At 60.0% G+C, this 15,029-nt stretch carries 8 protein-coding genes and 1 other RNA gene; 2 read left to right on the top strand and 7 right to left on the bottom strand.

Annotated features, from left to right (window positions below; genetic code table 11):
• Positions 1–47: 47 nt before the first annotated feature.
• The 7 genes from ACI77H_RS04570 to ACI77H_RS04600 all read right to left on the bottom strand — a co-directional run bounded on the left by ACI77H_RS04570 (position 48) and on the right by ACI77H_RS04600 (position 10,886).
• The gene (locus tag ACI77H_RS04570; protein WP_407010581.1) at positions 48–1,454 is read right to left on the bottom strand and encodes a DUF6538 domain-containing protein; all 1,407 of its coding nucleotides are present in this window, start codon (positions 1,452–1,454) and stop codon (positions 48–50) included.
• Positions 1,455–1,534: 80 nt separating this feature from the next.
• An RNA gene (ffs, locus tag ACI77H_RS04575) (signal recognition particle sRNA small type) lies at positions 1,535–1,631 on the bottom strand.
• A gap of 136 nt (positions 1,632–1,767) precedes the next feature.
• Positions 1,768–2,934, bottom strand: a complete 1,167-nt coding sequence (locus ACI77H_RS04580; RefSeq protein WP_407010582.1) for a putative zinc-binding metallopeptidase — start codon at positions 2,932–2,934, stop codon at positions 1,768–1,770.
• Positions 2,935–3,078: 144 nt separating this feature from the next.
• Positions 3,079–5,436 carry an NAD-dependent DNA ligase LigA gene (gene ligA / locus ACI77H_RS04585; protein WP_407010583.1) on the bottom strand — a complete coding sequence of 786 codons (2,358 nt, stop codon included), beginning with the start codon at positions 5,434–5,436 and terminating at the stop codon, positions 3,079–3,081.
• 187 nt (positions 5,437–5,623) lie between these two features.
• Positions 5,624–6,478, bottom strand: a complete 855-nt coding sequence (zipA, locus tag ACI77H_RS04590; protein WP_407010584.1) for a cell division protein ZipA — start codon at positions 6,476–6,478, stop codon at positions 5,624–5,626.
• A gap of 257 nt (positions 6,479–6,735) precedes the next feature.
• Complete coding sequence (gene smc / locus ACI77H_RS04595; protein ID WP_407010585.1) at positions 6,736–10,224, bottom strand: chromosome segregation protein SMC; 3,489 nt, start codon at positions 10,222–10,224, stop codon at positions 6,736–6,738.
• Positions 10,225–10,226: 2 nt separating this feature from the next.
• Entirely contained in the window at positions 10,227–10,886 is a 660-nt protein-coding gene (locus ACI77H_RS04600) for a GntR family transcriptional regulator (protein WP_407011032.1), read from the bottom strand.
• A 267-nt stretch (positions 10,887–11,153) separates the two neighbouring features.
• On the opposite strand from ACI77H_RS04600, the gene xdhA reads away from it, so the two are divergent.
• A complete protein-coding gene (gene xdhA / locus ACI77H_RS04605; RefSeq protein WP_407010586.1) occupies positions 11,154–12,608 on the top strand; it encodes a xanthine dehydrogenase small subunit in 1,455 nt (484 codons plus the stop codon).
• The gene (xdhB, locus tag ACI77H_RS04610; RefSeq protein ID WP_407010587.1) at positions 12,601–15,000 is read left to right on the top strand and encodes a xanthine dehydrogenase molybdopterin binding subunit; all 2,400 of its coding nucleotides are present in this window, start codon (positions 12,601–12,603) and stop codon (positions 14,998–15,000) included. The genes xdhA and xdhB overlap by 8 nt, the downstream gene beginning before the upstream one ends.
• The last annotated feature ends 29 nt before the right edge of the window (positions 15,001–15,029 follow it).

A 15,029-nucleotide genomic window follows, 5' to 3' on the forward strand; every position in this document is an offset into this window, starting at 1 on the left:
ACAAGCAGCTGAAGGATGCTGCCAACCGCCCTTTGCTGAATCGAGTGCTACAAAGACTCGAGACTGACAAGCTCCACAACGGGAGCCAAAACGTCTGGCCTGAAGTCTTTACCGTAGCGTCCAAAGGTGATGCCGCCAGCTTGGTGCCCGAGCACCCCGCCAACTAACGATTCAGCAACACCTTTTTGTTTCAGGTGGTCTGCAAGCGTATGACGAAAGCTGTGAAAGTCTTTCTTGGCGACGTCGTCACGGAAGCCCAGCTGTTCGCGCACCCTGGTGAACCACTTCGACGGAGCCGCACTGTAGCCATGCTTCTTATGGCAGGTCAGCTCCGGGAAGATACGCTCGCTCCCCGTCGCCTTCACCTTCGTTACGTACTCCAGGAAACCCAACGCAAGGAGCCTGGAATGTATCGGCACAAGTCGTTCGGATGAGGCCGTCTTAAGCTTCTGGTCCGGCCTTGTAGCCCGTATGTGAATGCAGGGAATGCCGTCAATGGTAACCACGTCGTCAGTGTAAAGCTGGCACAGTTCGTTGAGCCTGGCACCCGTGTAGAGCCCCAAGAGAGGCAGCCAGTATTGATTTGGCTTACGACCATGGGCCGGCGCATACGTGGCTGTGTTAAACAACGCCTTTAGGTCGTCAGCACTGAAAGCGCTTCGCTCCTCGCTCACCTTGCGCCGTATACGTACGCGCAGACCATCGAACGGATTGCGACTGCAATAGCCCTCCCTGACCGCATACGAAAAGAATGTCGTCAGGTTCTTCACGTAGTTGTTGAAGGTCGTCACGCTGATGGTCGTCGTCGCCTCCGCAATTGATTGCTCAAGAGGCTGGTCGGGCAACTGGTGCAAGCGCGGGGGCAGCTTCAACGCAGTCTCCCGGAACAGGTGTGCGTCCTTCCGGGTTATCTGGTCGATGGGCATGTCGCCAATGATTCGGGTCAGCAGCACCGCGACCGCACGCTTGTCGTCCAGCGACTTGACCGCAACACCTTCCCGGCGCTGGTGGGTTAGTTGTTCGTCGACTACGGAAAGGAAGCCTGGCGACTGCTGAACAATGGGCTTCGCCATCACGACAGGAGTTATGGGAGGGGACTGAAGGGCATCTGCGGACCGCTCTGTCACTAGCGAAGGTAAGGGCATAGCAGCACCTATCAACTGCTGCTGCCGCAACCACGACGCCCAGCTAGCGAGACGCTTTCCTCCCGCCTCCCAGGCCCCGCGAATGAACTCAAGCGACGGCCTGACACCCTGGAACGCCTGCGTGAACAGACCCTGGACCTGGGCCAGAATGTCACGCCCACGAATCAGCGCCTCCCGCTTGCAACGAGTTTGCAGGGAGCGACGTATTTCTCTTTGGGGGAACAACGGGCGAATGACATCCGGCACCACGATTCGGAAGTAGTAGACCGAGTGGCGGGACAGCAAAAGGTAGGACGGGATGGTCGACACGGATGTATCACTCCTTGTACCACCGCGTGGTAAAGGGTGAAAAACCGTTAAGAATCAATCACTTAGATGATTGGAGGCAACCCCACCAGCCACACCCCGGCACACAATGTTCCCGCTGTGGCTGCTTCCTTCCGGATCTGACCAGGTTCACGGGTAATCGTTGCGGGGGGACCGATGGGGTCACCATAACGACGCTTGCCTGACGGCGAGCCGCGCCATTGTACCTGTCTGAGACGAAGTTACAACCGTTCGCGTGGATTAAAAAATATGAGCAGCTTCAAGGACATGCGCAGACTGAAAAGAGCGCAGGCGCCTAAAGGTCCTGCAACACCTCATCCGCCCTGCCACCCTCCTGCTGGATCACCAGGTGAATGAAGTGCAACTTGGCGATCACCGCTGGCGGCAATACGAACGGGTAGAAATCCGGCTGGCCCATGCTGCGCGACAGTTCGTTGAGCATGCCGGCGAGTTCGATCCACGCATTGACGAATGACAGGAACGCCGCGCCACCGGGATGCTGCGGATCATAGAGGGTGCTGGACGGGAATGGCTGGTAGTCGAAATCCATTTCCCGCGCACTCATGCCAAAGCCGAGGGCGGTGTCTACCGCGTCCATCATGTGCAGGTAATGCGCCCAGGTTTCGGCCCAGTCTTCCCAGGGATGCATGGTGGCGTAGGCGCTGACGAAATGTTGCTGCCAGTCGAGCGGCGCGCCTTGCTGGTAATGCCGATCGAGCGCCTCGGCGTAACTCGCCCGCTCGTCGCCGAACACGCCGCGAAACGGTTCCAGCCACTGGCCGTTGGCGATCAGCCGATCCCAATAGTAATGTCCGACCTCGTGACGAAAGTGCCCGAGCAATGTGCGATACGGCTCGTGCATCTGCACCCGCACCTGCTCGCGGTGGGCGTCGTCGGCTTCTTTGATATCGAGGGTGATCAGACCGTTCGCATGGCCGGTGGTCGGCGGTTTGCCTTCGAGGTCGACGCCGATGAAATCGAAGGCCAGGCCGGTTTCTTCGTCCACAGTTTTGGGGATGACCTGCAACCCCAGGCTGACCAATTGAGCGACCAGCCGACGCTTGGCGGTTTCGACCTTGCGCCAGCGTTCGTGATTTTCAGCAATCGATAAATCAGGAATGGTGCGATTCAAGCTGCAGGCGATGCACAACGCATCGTGATCGTTGGCCGGCAGTAGCCAATTGCACGCAGCCGGGGAATCGAGGTTGACACAGCGACGGAACACACCCGACTCAGGGTCGGCGTCGAGTATCCAGGTGTCTGTCTGCAAGCCGGGTTGCAGCGACGACAAGCGACTGCGCTCAGGTTGATAACCCAACGCCGCTGAACAGGCCAGACACTGGCTGTTGCGAAAGAACAGCGACTGCCCGCAGCGACAATGCCAGACCTTGCTGTTGCGCGAGCTTTCGCCAATGAACGGCGCAGCGATGCGTGAACTGAGCTGTTCGAAGAAGCGGTGCATGGCGATCTCTCCCTGGGGCTTGCCAAGACTAGATCACGATTGCTTACCAATCGTTCCAGTTTTATGTGGTGTGACTGATATCGCTATCGCCGGCAAGCCGGCTCCTACAGGATTGTGTAGGAGCCGGCTTGCCGGCGATTGGCATCACGCAGAAATACCATGGGCACTCAGAAACCCGACAAACGCCTCTTCATCCAGCACCTTCAACCCAAGCTCATTAGCCTTGGCCAACTTCGAACCGGCACCCGGCCCGGCCACTACACAATGGGTCTTGGCCGACACCGAACCGGCCACTTTGGCGCCGAGGCTTTCCAGTTTGTCCTTGGCGATATCGCGGCTCATCAATTCCAGCGAACCGGTCAATACCCAGGTCTGCCCGGCCAGCGGTAAGCCCTCGACGACCTTTTTCTCGCTCTGCCAGTGCATGCCGAAATCACGCAGCTGCTTTTCAGCGGCTTCAGCAATCTGGCGATGTTCGGCGACCGCAAAAAACTCGCGAACCGAATTCGCCTGCTTCTCTGGCAGCGCCTGACGCATGTCCAGCCAGTCAGCAGCGCACACCCCTTCCAGTGAACCGAACTTGTCCGCCAGTTTCTGCGCCCCGCCCGGCCCGACTGAAGGAATGTGCAGCTTGTCGAGGAAACCGCCCAGCGTGGTACTCGCCGCAAACTCTGCACCCAACTCACCCTGATCCTGAATCTGCAGGCCATGCTTGAGCAGATCCGCGATCACCTGCCGGTTATGCGTATCTTCGAAGAAGCTGTGAATCTCGTGCGCCACTTCCAGGCCGACATCCGGCAAGTACGTGAGCACTTGCGGCAGCGCCTGTTGAACCCGCTCCAGCGAGCCGAGAGAGCGCGCCAACACCTTGGCCGTCTCTTCGCCGACATCGGGAATGCCGAGGGCATAGATGAAGCGCGCCAGGCCTGGCTTCTTGCTGTCCTCGATAGCGCTGAGCAGATTCTTGCTCGACAGCTCGGCAAAACCTTCCAGATCGACGATTTGCTCGAACGTCAGGGCGTAAAGATCAGCCGGTGAACTCACCAGCCCCTCGTCCACCAACTGCTCGACACTCTTCTCGCCCAAGCCTTCGATGTCCATCGCGCGACGGGAAACGAAGTGGATGATCGCCTGCTTGAGTTGCGCACCGCAGGCCAGCCGACCGACGCAGCGGTACACCGCGCCCTCGCTGACGGTTTCGCGGCCCTTGCTGCGTTTGACCAATTGTGTGCGTTCGACATGCGAACCGCAGACCGGGCACTGCTCAGGAATCTGCACGGGCCGTGCGTTTTCCGGACGGCGCTCCAAGACCACTTGCACCACTTGCGGAATCACGTCGCCCGCACGACGGATGATCACCGTGTCACCGATCATCAGCCCCAGACGCGCCACTTCGTCCATGTTGTGCAGCGTCGCATTGGCCACGGTGACGCCCGCCACCTTGACCGGCTTCAAGCGCGCCACCGGTGTCACAGCACCAGTCCGACCGACCTGGAATTCCACGTCGAGCAACTCGGTGAGTTCTTCCATCGCCGGGAATTTGTGGGCAATCGCCCAGCGCGGTTCGCGAGCGCGGAAACCCAGCTCACGCTGGGAGGCGATGCTGTTGACCTTGAACACCACACCGTCGATTTCATAGGCGAGCGCGTTGCGACGCTCACCGATGTCGCGGTAGTAATCTAGGCACTCATCGATGCCGTGCGCCAGTTTCAGCTCGCGACTGATCGGCATGCCCCATGCCTGAAGTTGTTTGAGATTGCCGATGTGTGTGTCGGCAATCTCCGCCGAAACCTGGCCAATGCCGTAGCAGCAGAATTCCAGCGGACGGTTGGCAGTGATCTTCGAGTCCAGTTGCCGCAAGCTGCCCGCCGCCGCGTTGCGCGGGTTGGCGAAGGTCTTGCCGCCGACCTCCAGTTGCGTGGCGTTGAGCCGTTCGAAACCGGCCTTGGACATGAACACTTCGCCGCGCACCTCCAGGGTCGCCGGCCAGCCACTGCCTTGCAGTTTGAGCGGAATATTACGCACGGTGCGAACGTTGACGCTGATGTCTTCGCCGGTGGTGCCGTCGCCGCGCGTCGCGCCGCGCACCAACACACCGTCCTGATACAGCAGGCTGACCGCCAGGCCATCGAGTTTCGGTTCGCAGCTGTATTCCACCACTGCCCCGCCGTCAAACAAGTCGCCGGCCGGCAGGTCGAGGCCTTCGGTCACCCGACGATCGAACTCGCGCATGTCGGTTTCTTCGAAGGCGTTGCCGAGGCTGAGCATCGGTACTTCGTGACGCACCTGCGTGAACGCCGACAGCGCCGCGCTGCCGACGCGCTGGGTCGGCGAGTCGCTGGTGATCAGTTCGGGGTGGGCCGCTTCGAGGGCCTTGAGCTCGTGGAACAACCGGTCGTATTCGGCGTCCGGAATGCTCGGCTCGTCCATCACGTGATAGCGATAGTTGTGCTGATCCAGCTCAGCGCGCAGCTCTAGAATGCGGGTTTTGGCGGCGGTCATGGGTGTTCTCTCATAAAGCAAAAGAGCAGCCGAGGCTGCTCAATCTGTTGATGCGGTATAAATCATTGTAGGAGCCTGCTTGCTGCAGGCGGCGTTCCGACGATGGCGTACTTGAGACTGCCATCGCCAGCAAGCTGGCTCCTACAAGGTGCGGGGGTCGCGTCACGATTCCCGCACGTTGCCAATATCAGCGCTTCTGGGTCAGGGCACGACGTTCGAATTCGACGATGCGCTGACGGTAATGTTCGATAGTCTGCGCGGTCAGCACACTGCGCTGATCGTCTTTCAATTCGCCGTTCAGCTCCTGGGACAATTTGCGCGCTGCCGACACCATAAGGTCGAAGGATAGCTTCGGATTACGTGGGCCCGGCAGACCGAGGAAGAAACTCACGGCCGGGGTGCTGAAGTGGTCGATGTCGTCCAGATCGAAGATGCCCGGCTTGACCGCATTAGCCATGGAGAACAGGACTTCGCCATTGCCGGCCATGCTTTCGTGGCGGTGGAAAATATCCATCTCGCCAAAGCGCAGACCGCTTTCCAGAATATTCTGCAATAGCGCCGGGCCCTTGAAGCCGGCGGCGTCGCGGCAGATCACGCTGATCACCAGCACTTCTTCGGCTTGCGGTTGTTCCTTGTCGCTGACCGACGGCGAAGACTTGCTGTCATCCGGGAAATCGTCGTCACGGCTGCTGAAGCTCGGGCCGCCGTCCAGATCCAGGCTGAGGTTCATGTCGCCCTGGGAAGGTTCGCCATGGCCACGCTTGCCGCGCTTGGAACCCGATTCACGGGGTTCACGGGCCGGCATGCTCACCGACGGCAGATCATGCTCGTCCAGTTGCGGTTCTTTGTGGGTATCCAGGACGCGGGGCGGGCCCAACAGCTCGGCGCTGGTGTCCTCGTCCGGCAGATTGGACAGACTTCGATCAAGACGGAACTTCAGTTTTCCCTTGCCGCCGCGCATCCGGCGCCAGCCATCGAAAAGAATACCGGCAATGACAATAATGCCGATGACGATCAGCCACTCGCGCAGACCGATTTCCATGTAATCCCGTGCCTCTATAAAAAATGCTGAAAAATAAGGGGTTTACAACTCGCAAACCGCTTTAAAACGTGGCGCCAACTCTATGTTCTGACAGGCGTTTTGCCCACGTATACGAAAAATTGACATTAAACTAGCACGACCAAAGGCAACTTTACACCGTCTGTCACAATGGCTTGCGCGAATATGTCGATTGGCCAGCAAGTCAAGCCAGGTAAATAACCCTGTACCGGCAAAATACTAACCCTGCAAACATCGGCTCAGGCATCTACCATCGCCATTGCCTCCTCGACATCCACGGCCACCAGACGCGAACAACCGGGCTCGTGCATCGTCACCCCCATCAGTTGATCGGCCATTTCCATGGCGATCTTGTTGTGGGTGATATAGATGAATTGCACTGTCTGCGACATCTCTTTCACCAACCGTGCGTAGCGTCCAACGTTAGCGTCATCCAGTGGTGCGTCAACTTCATCGAGCATGCAGAACGGCGCCGGATTCAACTTGAAGATCGCAAAAACCAGGGCCAATGCGGTCAGGGCTTTTTCGCCGCCAGAGAGCAAATGGATGGTGCTGTTCTTCTTTCCGGGCGGCTGCGCCATGATCGTTACCCCTGTATCGAGTAGATCTTCGCCCGTCAGTTCCAAATACGCGCGTCCGCCACCGAAAACTTTTGGGAAAAGCGCCTGTAAACCGCCATTGATCTGATCAAAGGTATCCTTGAAGCGGTTGCGGGTTTCCTTGTCGATCTTGCGAATCACATTCTCTAGGGTGTCGAGCGCCTCCACCAGATCGTCGTTCTGCGCATCCAGATAACGTTTACGCTCGGATTGTTGCTGATATTCGTCGATGGCCGCGAGGTTGATCGCCCCGAGGCGCTGAATGCGCGCGGCAATGCGCTCAAGTTCCTCTTCGGCGTCCTTCTCGTTGGCTTCGCTCGTAAGTGTGCCGAGTACGCCGTGCAGGTCGTAGCCGTCTTCCAGCAACTGATCTTCCAGGGTCTTGCGGCGCACGGTCAGGGCTTGCCATTCCATGCGCTGCGTTTCCATCTGGCCACGAATCAACTGCGATTGCTGCTCAGCCTGATTGCGGCGTTTCTCGGCGTCACGCAGTTCGCGGTCGGCATCTTCCAGCGCGATTTGTGCAGTCTTGAGTCCTTCGTCGACGGTCATGCGCTTGTCGAGCAACTCTTCAAGTTTAAGGCGCAGCTCTTCCAGCGGCGCCTCGCCCTCCTCCAGATTGAGGCTGAGCTGTTCGCGTTTTTCGGTCAGACGCTCGGACTGCATTTCCAGCCGCTCCAGCGCCTGACGCGTCGAGTCGTGTTGCGCCTTGAGCGAGCCTAGACGCACCGCCAGTTGATGCGCGTGATCCTTGTGCTGACGAGCTTCCTGACGCACGCGATCCAGTCGCTCGCGCAGGCTGTCGCGCTGGGCCAGCAGCAACTCACGCTGCTCGGTGTCCAGCGCCATGGCGTCGAGGGCTTCCTGCAATTGCAGGCGCGCTTCGCCGATGTTTTCGTGCTCCAGGGCGCGTTGTTCCGCCAGTTCGGTGAGCTCTTCATCGAGACGGGTACGGCGCAAGGTCAGTTGCTCGGCCTTGGCCTTGCCGGCGGACAACTGGGCTTTCAATTCGCCTTGCTGACGCGCTTCGTCTTGCAGCAAACGGCGCAAATGTTCGCGACCATTTTCCTGCTGACGCTGCTGTGCCCGCAGATTTTGCAGTTGCGTTTCAAGGGTTTCGACCGTGGCCTCGCGCTCCTCGCGTTCGATGCTCAGAGACTGGATTTCCTGACCGCGCGCCAGCACGCCGCTTTCCGCTTCGCTGGCCCGACGCACACGTAAAAAATGTCGACCGACCCAATAGCCGTCGCGGCTGATCAGGCTCTGGCCGGCGGTCAGTTGACTGCGTAGCGCCAAGGCCTGTTCGAGGCTTTCAACCGGTTTGACCTGCCCCAGCCACGGCGACAGATCGATCTGTGCCTCGACCTTGTCGAGCAGACTGCCGGGCACGCGCACGCCATCGCTGGCGGGACTGAGCAAGCGCAAATCGCCCTGGGCAAAACCGGCCAGATCGAAATCGCCGAAATCATCCACCAGCACCGCTTGCAGATCAGCGCCGAGCACGGTTTCCACCGCCAGTTCCCAACCGGCTTCAACCTTGAGGCCTTCGGCCAGACGCGGACGGTCAGCCAGGTGTTGTTCGCGCAGCCATTCAGCGGTGCCGGTGCCCGGATCGAGCGCGGCTTGCTGCAACGCTTCAAGCGAGGCGAGACGGCCGTTGAGGCGCTGCAAATCGCCCTGGGCCTGTTGCTGCGCCGACAGCGCTTGCTGCAATTCCTGACGCAGTTGCTCGAGGCGCTCGACCTGCGCTTCTTCACTGGCCTGCAAGTCTTCGAGCGTCGCCTCGGAAGCGGCCAACTGCTCGCTGAGCTCCATGATCGCCGCGTCTTCCGGGTCCGCCGAGAGCAAGGCGCGTTCTTCGCCGAGACGCTTCTGGCGATCAGCCAAACGCTCCATGCTGGTTTCCAGCTGCTGGATGCGCGACTGCTGAACTTCGGATTGGCGACGCGGCTCGGCGGCGGTCAGGTTGAACGTGTCCCACTGCTCCTGCCAGCCGTGCATGGTGGTTTCGGACTCTTCCAGCGCGGCGGCGGCTTCTTCGGCGGCGGCGCTGGTGACTTCCTGTTCCGGCGTGAGCATGTCCAGCTCTTCGCCCAGGGTCAGCAGCAAGGTGCGGTCGTGGCCCAGATGCGACTCGGTTTCCAGACGCGCGCGCTCGGCTTCTTTCAGATCGTCCTGCAACTGACGCAAACGTTGCTGTCCGTGCTGGATGCTCTGCTCGACCCGGGCAATGTCGCCGCCAACCGAATAGAAACGCCCCTGCACCAGATTGAAGCGCTCCGACAGATCATGGTGCCCGTCGCGAAAGCGTTCGATGCTCGCATCGGCGTTGCGTTGCTCAGCCACCAGCGCTTCGAAAGTGACTTCCTGGTTGCCGATGACTGCTTCGCGCTGACCGACCTGTTCGTTCAACGCCTGCCAGCGCAACGCCGACAGTTGCGCCTTGAGCTGCCGCTCCTCGCCCTTGTATTCCTGATACTTCTTGGCCGCCTCGGCCTGGCGGTGCAAGCGTTCCAGCTGACGCGTCAGTTCTTCGCGCAGGTCGGTCAGGCGTTCCAGGTTTTCATGGGTGCGACGAATACGGTTTTCGGTCTCGCGGCGGCGCTCCTTGTACTTGGAAATGCCCGCCGCTTCTTCAATAAAGTTGCGCAAGTCTTCGGGTTTCGACTCGATCAGCTTGGAGATCATCCCCTGCTCGATGATCGAGTAGCTGCGCGGCCCCAGGCCGGTACCGAGAAAGATGTCGGTGATATCGCGGCGGCGGCATTTGGTGCCGTTGAGGTAGTAAGTGGTCTGGCTGTCGCGCGTCACTTTGCGGCGAATGGAGATTTCCGCATAGGCAGCGTATTCGCCAAGCAGCGTGCCATCGGAGTTATCGAACACCAACTCGATACTCGCCTGGCTCACCGGTTTGCGGCTGGTCGAACCGTTGAAGATGACGTCGGTCATCGATTCGCCACGCAGGTTCTTGGCCGAGCTCTCGCCCATCACCCAGCGCACGGCGTCGATGATGTTCGACTTGCCGCAACCATTGGGCCCAACCACCGCCGCCATGTTACTGGGGAAGTTCACCGTTGTCGGATCGACGAAGGATTTGAACCCCGCCAGCTTGATGCACTTGAGCCGCACGCTTAAGCGTCCGTCAGGGCAGAAACCACCAGATCGCAACTGCGCTGGGCGTACGCCGTCAGCACTTCGCGGATCTGCGGAAAGTCACGGGCCAGCACGGCCGCGAGCAAGCGTTCGAACAACTCGAGAAACTCGCTCATCGACGCCTTGCGCTGCTCCAGCGCGAGGAAATAGGCGCGGCTCATGGCCGGCTGCAAATTCTCGACGGTTTCCTGCAAGTACGGGTTATTGGCAAATGGATACGCAGCGCGCATCACATTGAAGCTGTCGTCGACGAAGGTGCGGATGTCCTGACGCTCGTAACTGTCGGTCAGGCGCTGCTGGATCTGCACGAACGGCGCCATGTCGGCCTGGACTTGCCAACCGCCGGCCACAGCATTGCCGAGCAGGATGTACAACTCGCTCATCAGCGTGCACAGGCTCTGCACCTTGTGCGCGGTGAGCTCGGTCACGTGGGCGCCGCGTCGCGGCAGGATCGCGATCAGGTGGCGACGCTCGAGGATCAGCAAGGCTTCGCGGACCGAGCCGCGGCTGACATTGAGGGCCAGCGTGACTTTTTGTTCCTGGATGCGCTCCCCCGGCTTCATTTCGCCACGAATGATGCGTTCGGCGAGGTGGTGAGCAATTTGCTCGGCGAGGCTGTCCGGCGCCTTGAACGTCATGGTTGTCCCTTCAAACTCTTCGATCTGCACAAGCGGCGCAGTGTAGCGCACATGGAGGGTCATGGCGGAGTGCGCACTCGGCGGTTTTTGGCACGAATCCCGCAAAAAGCAGGCTAACCCGCGAGGGTCAATAATGAAGAAACAGGTCGTTGATCGACAAAAGATGATTTCCTGACCTTTAAGTCAGAAAATCATTGACCGCAAAGTCAGACCTGATAAATTCGGTCCACGTCGGTTAACAACAATAATGAGTCTGCGAGGCCTTCCGTGATCCAGTTTTTACTTAACCAGGAACTCCGTAGCGAGCACGCCCTGGACCCGAACCTGACCGTGCTCAACTATCTGCGCGACCATGTGGGCAAACCCGGCACCAAAGAAGGCTGCGCCAGCGGTGACTGTGGCGCGTGCACCGTGGTGGTCGGCGAGTTGCAAACGGATGACGCTGGCCGCGAACACATTCGCTATCGCAGCCTCAACTCGTGCCTGACGTTCGTTTCGTCGCTGCACGGCAAACAGCTGATCAGCGTCGAAGACCTCAAGCACCAAGGCGAACTGCACAGCGTGCAGAAAGCCATGGTCGAGTGCCATGGCTCACAGTGCGGCTTCTGTACCCCCGGTTTCGTGATGTCGCTGTTCGCGCTGCAAAAAAACAGCGATCAACCGGATTCCCACAAGGCTCACGAAGCACTGGCCGGCAACCTTTGCCGCTGCACCGGCTATCGGCCGATCCTGGAGGCTGCCGAGCAATCCTGCTGCGGTAAGCAACCGGACCAGTTCGATGCTCGCGAAGCGCAGACCATTGCGCGCCTGAAAGCCATTGCCCCTACCGATATCGGCGAACTCAACAGTGGCGACAAGCGCTGCCTGGTGCCGCTGACCGTCGCCGATCTGGCCGACCTCTATGACGCTTATCCACAGGCCCGACTGCTGGCCGGCGGCACGGATCTGGCATTGGAAGTCACCCAGTTTCATCGCACGTTGCCGGTGATGATCTACGTCGGCAACGTCACCGAGATGAAGCGCATCGAGACCTTCGACGATCGCATCGAAATCGGCGCTGCCGCTGCCCTCTCCGACTGCTATGAAGCGCTGAACGCCGAGTACCCGGATTTCGGCGAACTGCTGCACCGATTTGCATCGCTGCAAATTCGCAACCAGGGCACGTTGGGCGGCAACATCGGCAACGCTTCGCCGATTGGTGACTCGCCGCCGCTGCTGATCGCGCTCGGCGCGCAGGTTGTGTTGTGCAAGGGTGAAACCCGACGCACGCTGAACCTCGACGATTACTTCATCGATTACAAAGTGACGGCGCGTCAGGAAAGTGAATTCATCGAAAAAATCATCGTGCCGCGTGCCAGCGCCGAACAACTGTTCCGGGCGTACAAGGTGTCGAAGCGTCTGGACGATGACATCTCCGCCGTCTGCGCCGCGTTCAATCTGCGCGTGGAAAACGGCGTCATCACCGACGCCCGCATCGCTTTCGGCGGCATGGCCGCGATCCCGAAACGCGCCGTCCATTGCGAAAACGTGCTGATCGGCGCGCCGTTCAACAGCGCGCTGGTCGAACGCGCCTGCGCCGCACTGGCCGAAGATTTCACGCCGCTCTCGGACTTCCGCGCCAGCAAGGAATACCGCCTGCTCAGTGCGCAGAACCTGCTGCGCAAATACTTCATCGAACTGCAAACGCCGCACATCGAGACTCGGGTGACCGCTTATGTCTAATCATCACGCTGTAGAGAAGACCCAAGCCGAACTGGCTGAACTGTTCGCCAAGGACCTGACCACCGGTGTCGGCCGCAGCGTCAAGCACGACAGCGCGGCCAAGCATGTGGCCGGTGAAGCGCAGTACATCGACGACCGTCTGGAATTTCCCAATCAGCTGCACGTTTACGCCCGGCTGTCGGACCGCGCCCACGCGAAAATCATCAGCATCGACACCAAGCCCTGCTACGCCTTCGAAGGCGTGCGCATCGCCATCACCCACGAAGACGTGCCGGGCCTGAAAGACATCGGCCCGCTGTTGCCGGGTGATCCATTGCTGGCCATCGACGACGTGCAATTCGTCGGGCAACCCGTACTGGCCGTCGCCGCAAAAGACCTGGAAACCGCACGCAAAGCCGCCATGGCCGCGATCATCGAATACGAAGATCTTGAGCCGGTACTGGACGTGGTCGAAGCCTTGCGCAAACGCCACTTCGTGCTCGACAGCCACACGCATCAGCGTGGTGATTCGGCCGGTGCCCTGGCCACCGCTGAACATCGTATTCAAGGCACGCTGCACATCGGCGGCCAGGAACACTTCTACCTCGAAACCCAGATCTCTTCGGTGATGCCGACTGAAGATGGCGGGATGATTGTCTACTGCTCGACCCAGAACCCCACCGAAGTGCAGAAACTGGTGGCCGAGGTTCTGGACGTTTCGATGAACAAAATCGTCGTCGACATGCGCCGCATGGGCGGTGGGTTCGGCGGCAAGGAAACCCAGGCCGCGAGCCCTGCGTGCCTGTGCGCAGTCATCGCCCACCTCACCGGCCAGCCGACAAAAATGCGCCTGCCGCGTGTCGAAGACATGCTGATGACCGGAAAACGTCACCCGTTCTACGTCGAATACGACGTCGGCTTCGACAACACCGGGCGCCTGCACGGTATCGCCCTGGAACTGGCCGGCAACTGCGGTTGCTCGCCGGACTTGTCGGCGTCGATTGTCGACCGGGCGATGTTCCACGCCGACAACTCGTACTACCTGGGCGATGCGACCATCAACGGTCATCGCTGCAAGACCAACACCGCCTCGAACACCGCTTACCGTGGCTTCGGCGGCCCGCAAGGGATGGTTGCCATCGAAGAAGTGATGGACGCGATTGCCCGCCATCTGGGCCTCGATCCGCTGGCGGTGCGCAAGGCCAATTACTACGGCAAGACCGAGCGCAACGTCACCCATTACTACCAGACCGTCGAGCACAACATGCTCGAGGAAATGACCGCCGAACTGGAAGAAAGCAGCCAGTACGCCGAGCGCCGCGAAGCGATTCGTCGCTACAACGCCAACAGCCCGATCCTGAAAAAAGGCCTGGCGCTGACCCCGGTGAAATTCGGCATTTCCTTCACCGCCAGCTTCCTCAACCAGGCCGGCGCGCTGGTGCACGTCTACACCGACGGCAGCATCCACCTGAACCATGGCGGCACCGAAATGGGCCAGGGCCTGAACACCAAAGTCGCGCAAGTCGTGGCCGAAGTGTTCCAGGTGGAAATGGACCGCGTGCAGATCACCGCGACCAACACCGACAAGGTGCCGAATACCTCGCCGACGGCGGCTTCCAGCGGTGCTGACCTGAACGGTAAAGCCGCGCAGAACGCGGCGGAAATCATCAAGCAACGCCTGGTGGAATTCGCGGCTCGGCACTACAAAGTCAGCGAAGAAGACGTGGAATTCCACAACGGTCACGTGCGGGTTCGTGACCATATCCTGACCTTTGAAGCGCTGATCCAACAGGCGTATTTCGCCCAGGTGTCGTTGTCGAGCACCGGGTTCTACAAGACCCCGAAAATTTTCTACGACCGCAGCCAGGCGCGGGGTCGGCCGTTCTACTACTACGCCTTCGGTGCGGCGTGCTGCGAAGTGATCATCGACACCCTGACCGGCGAGTACAAGATGCTGCGCACCGACATCCTCCACGACGTCGGCGCCTCGTTGAACCCGGCCATCGACATTGGTCAGGTCGAGGGCGGTTTCATCCAGGGCATGGGCTGGCTGACCATGGAAGAGCTGGTGTGGAATGCCAAAGGCAAACTGATGACCAACGGCCCGGCCAGCTACAAGATCCCGGCGGTCGCCGACATGCCGCTGGACCTGCGGGTGAAACTGGTGGAAAACCGCAAGAACCCGGAAGACACCGTGTTCCATTCCAAGGCAGTGGGTGAGCCGCCGTTCATGCTCGGTATCGCATCGTGGTGCGCGATCAAGGACGCGGTGGCGAGTCTCGGCGACTACAAGCATCAGCCGAAAATCGACGCACCAGCGACGCCGGAGCGGGTGTTGTGGGGGTGCGAGCAGATGCGGCAGTTGACGGCGGCGAAGGCTGTGGAAGCCGAAACCGAGTTGGCTTCGCTCTAGGACCGAGGCGCGCCTATCGCTGGCAAGCC

Source organism: Pseudomonas sp. O230 (genome assembly GCF_045447035.1).
Classification (GTDB): domain Bacteria; phylum Pseudomonadota; class Gammaproteobacteria; order Pseudomonadales; family Pseudomonadaceae; genus Aquipseudomonas.

Coding starts and splice junctions, on each gene's coding strand:
- xdhB (WP_407010587.1), top strand. CDS start 12,601: ATGTCTAATCATCACGCTGTAGAGAAGACCCAAGCCGAACTGGCTGAA.
- ACI77H_RS04600 (WP_407011032.1), bottom strand. CDS start 10,886: ATGACGTTCAAGGCGCCGGACAGCCTCGCCGAGCAAATTGCTCACCAC.
- ACI77H_RS04580 (WP_407010582.1), bottom strand. CDS start 2,934: ATGCACCGCTTCTTCGAACAGCTCAGTTCACGCATCGCTGCGCCGTTC.
- ligA (WP_407010583.1), bottom strand. CDS start 5,436: ATGACCGCCGCCAAAACCCGCATTCTAGAGCTGCGCGCTGAGCTGGAT.
- zipA (WP_407010584.1), bottom strand. CDS start 6,478: ATGGAAATCGGTCTGCGCGAGTGGCTGATCGTCATCGGCATTATTGTC.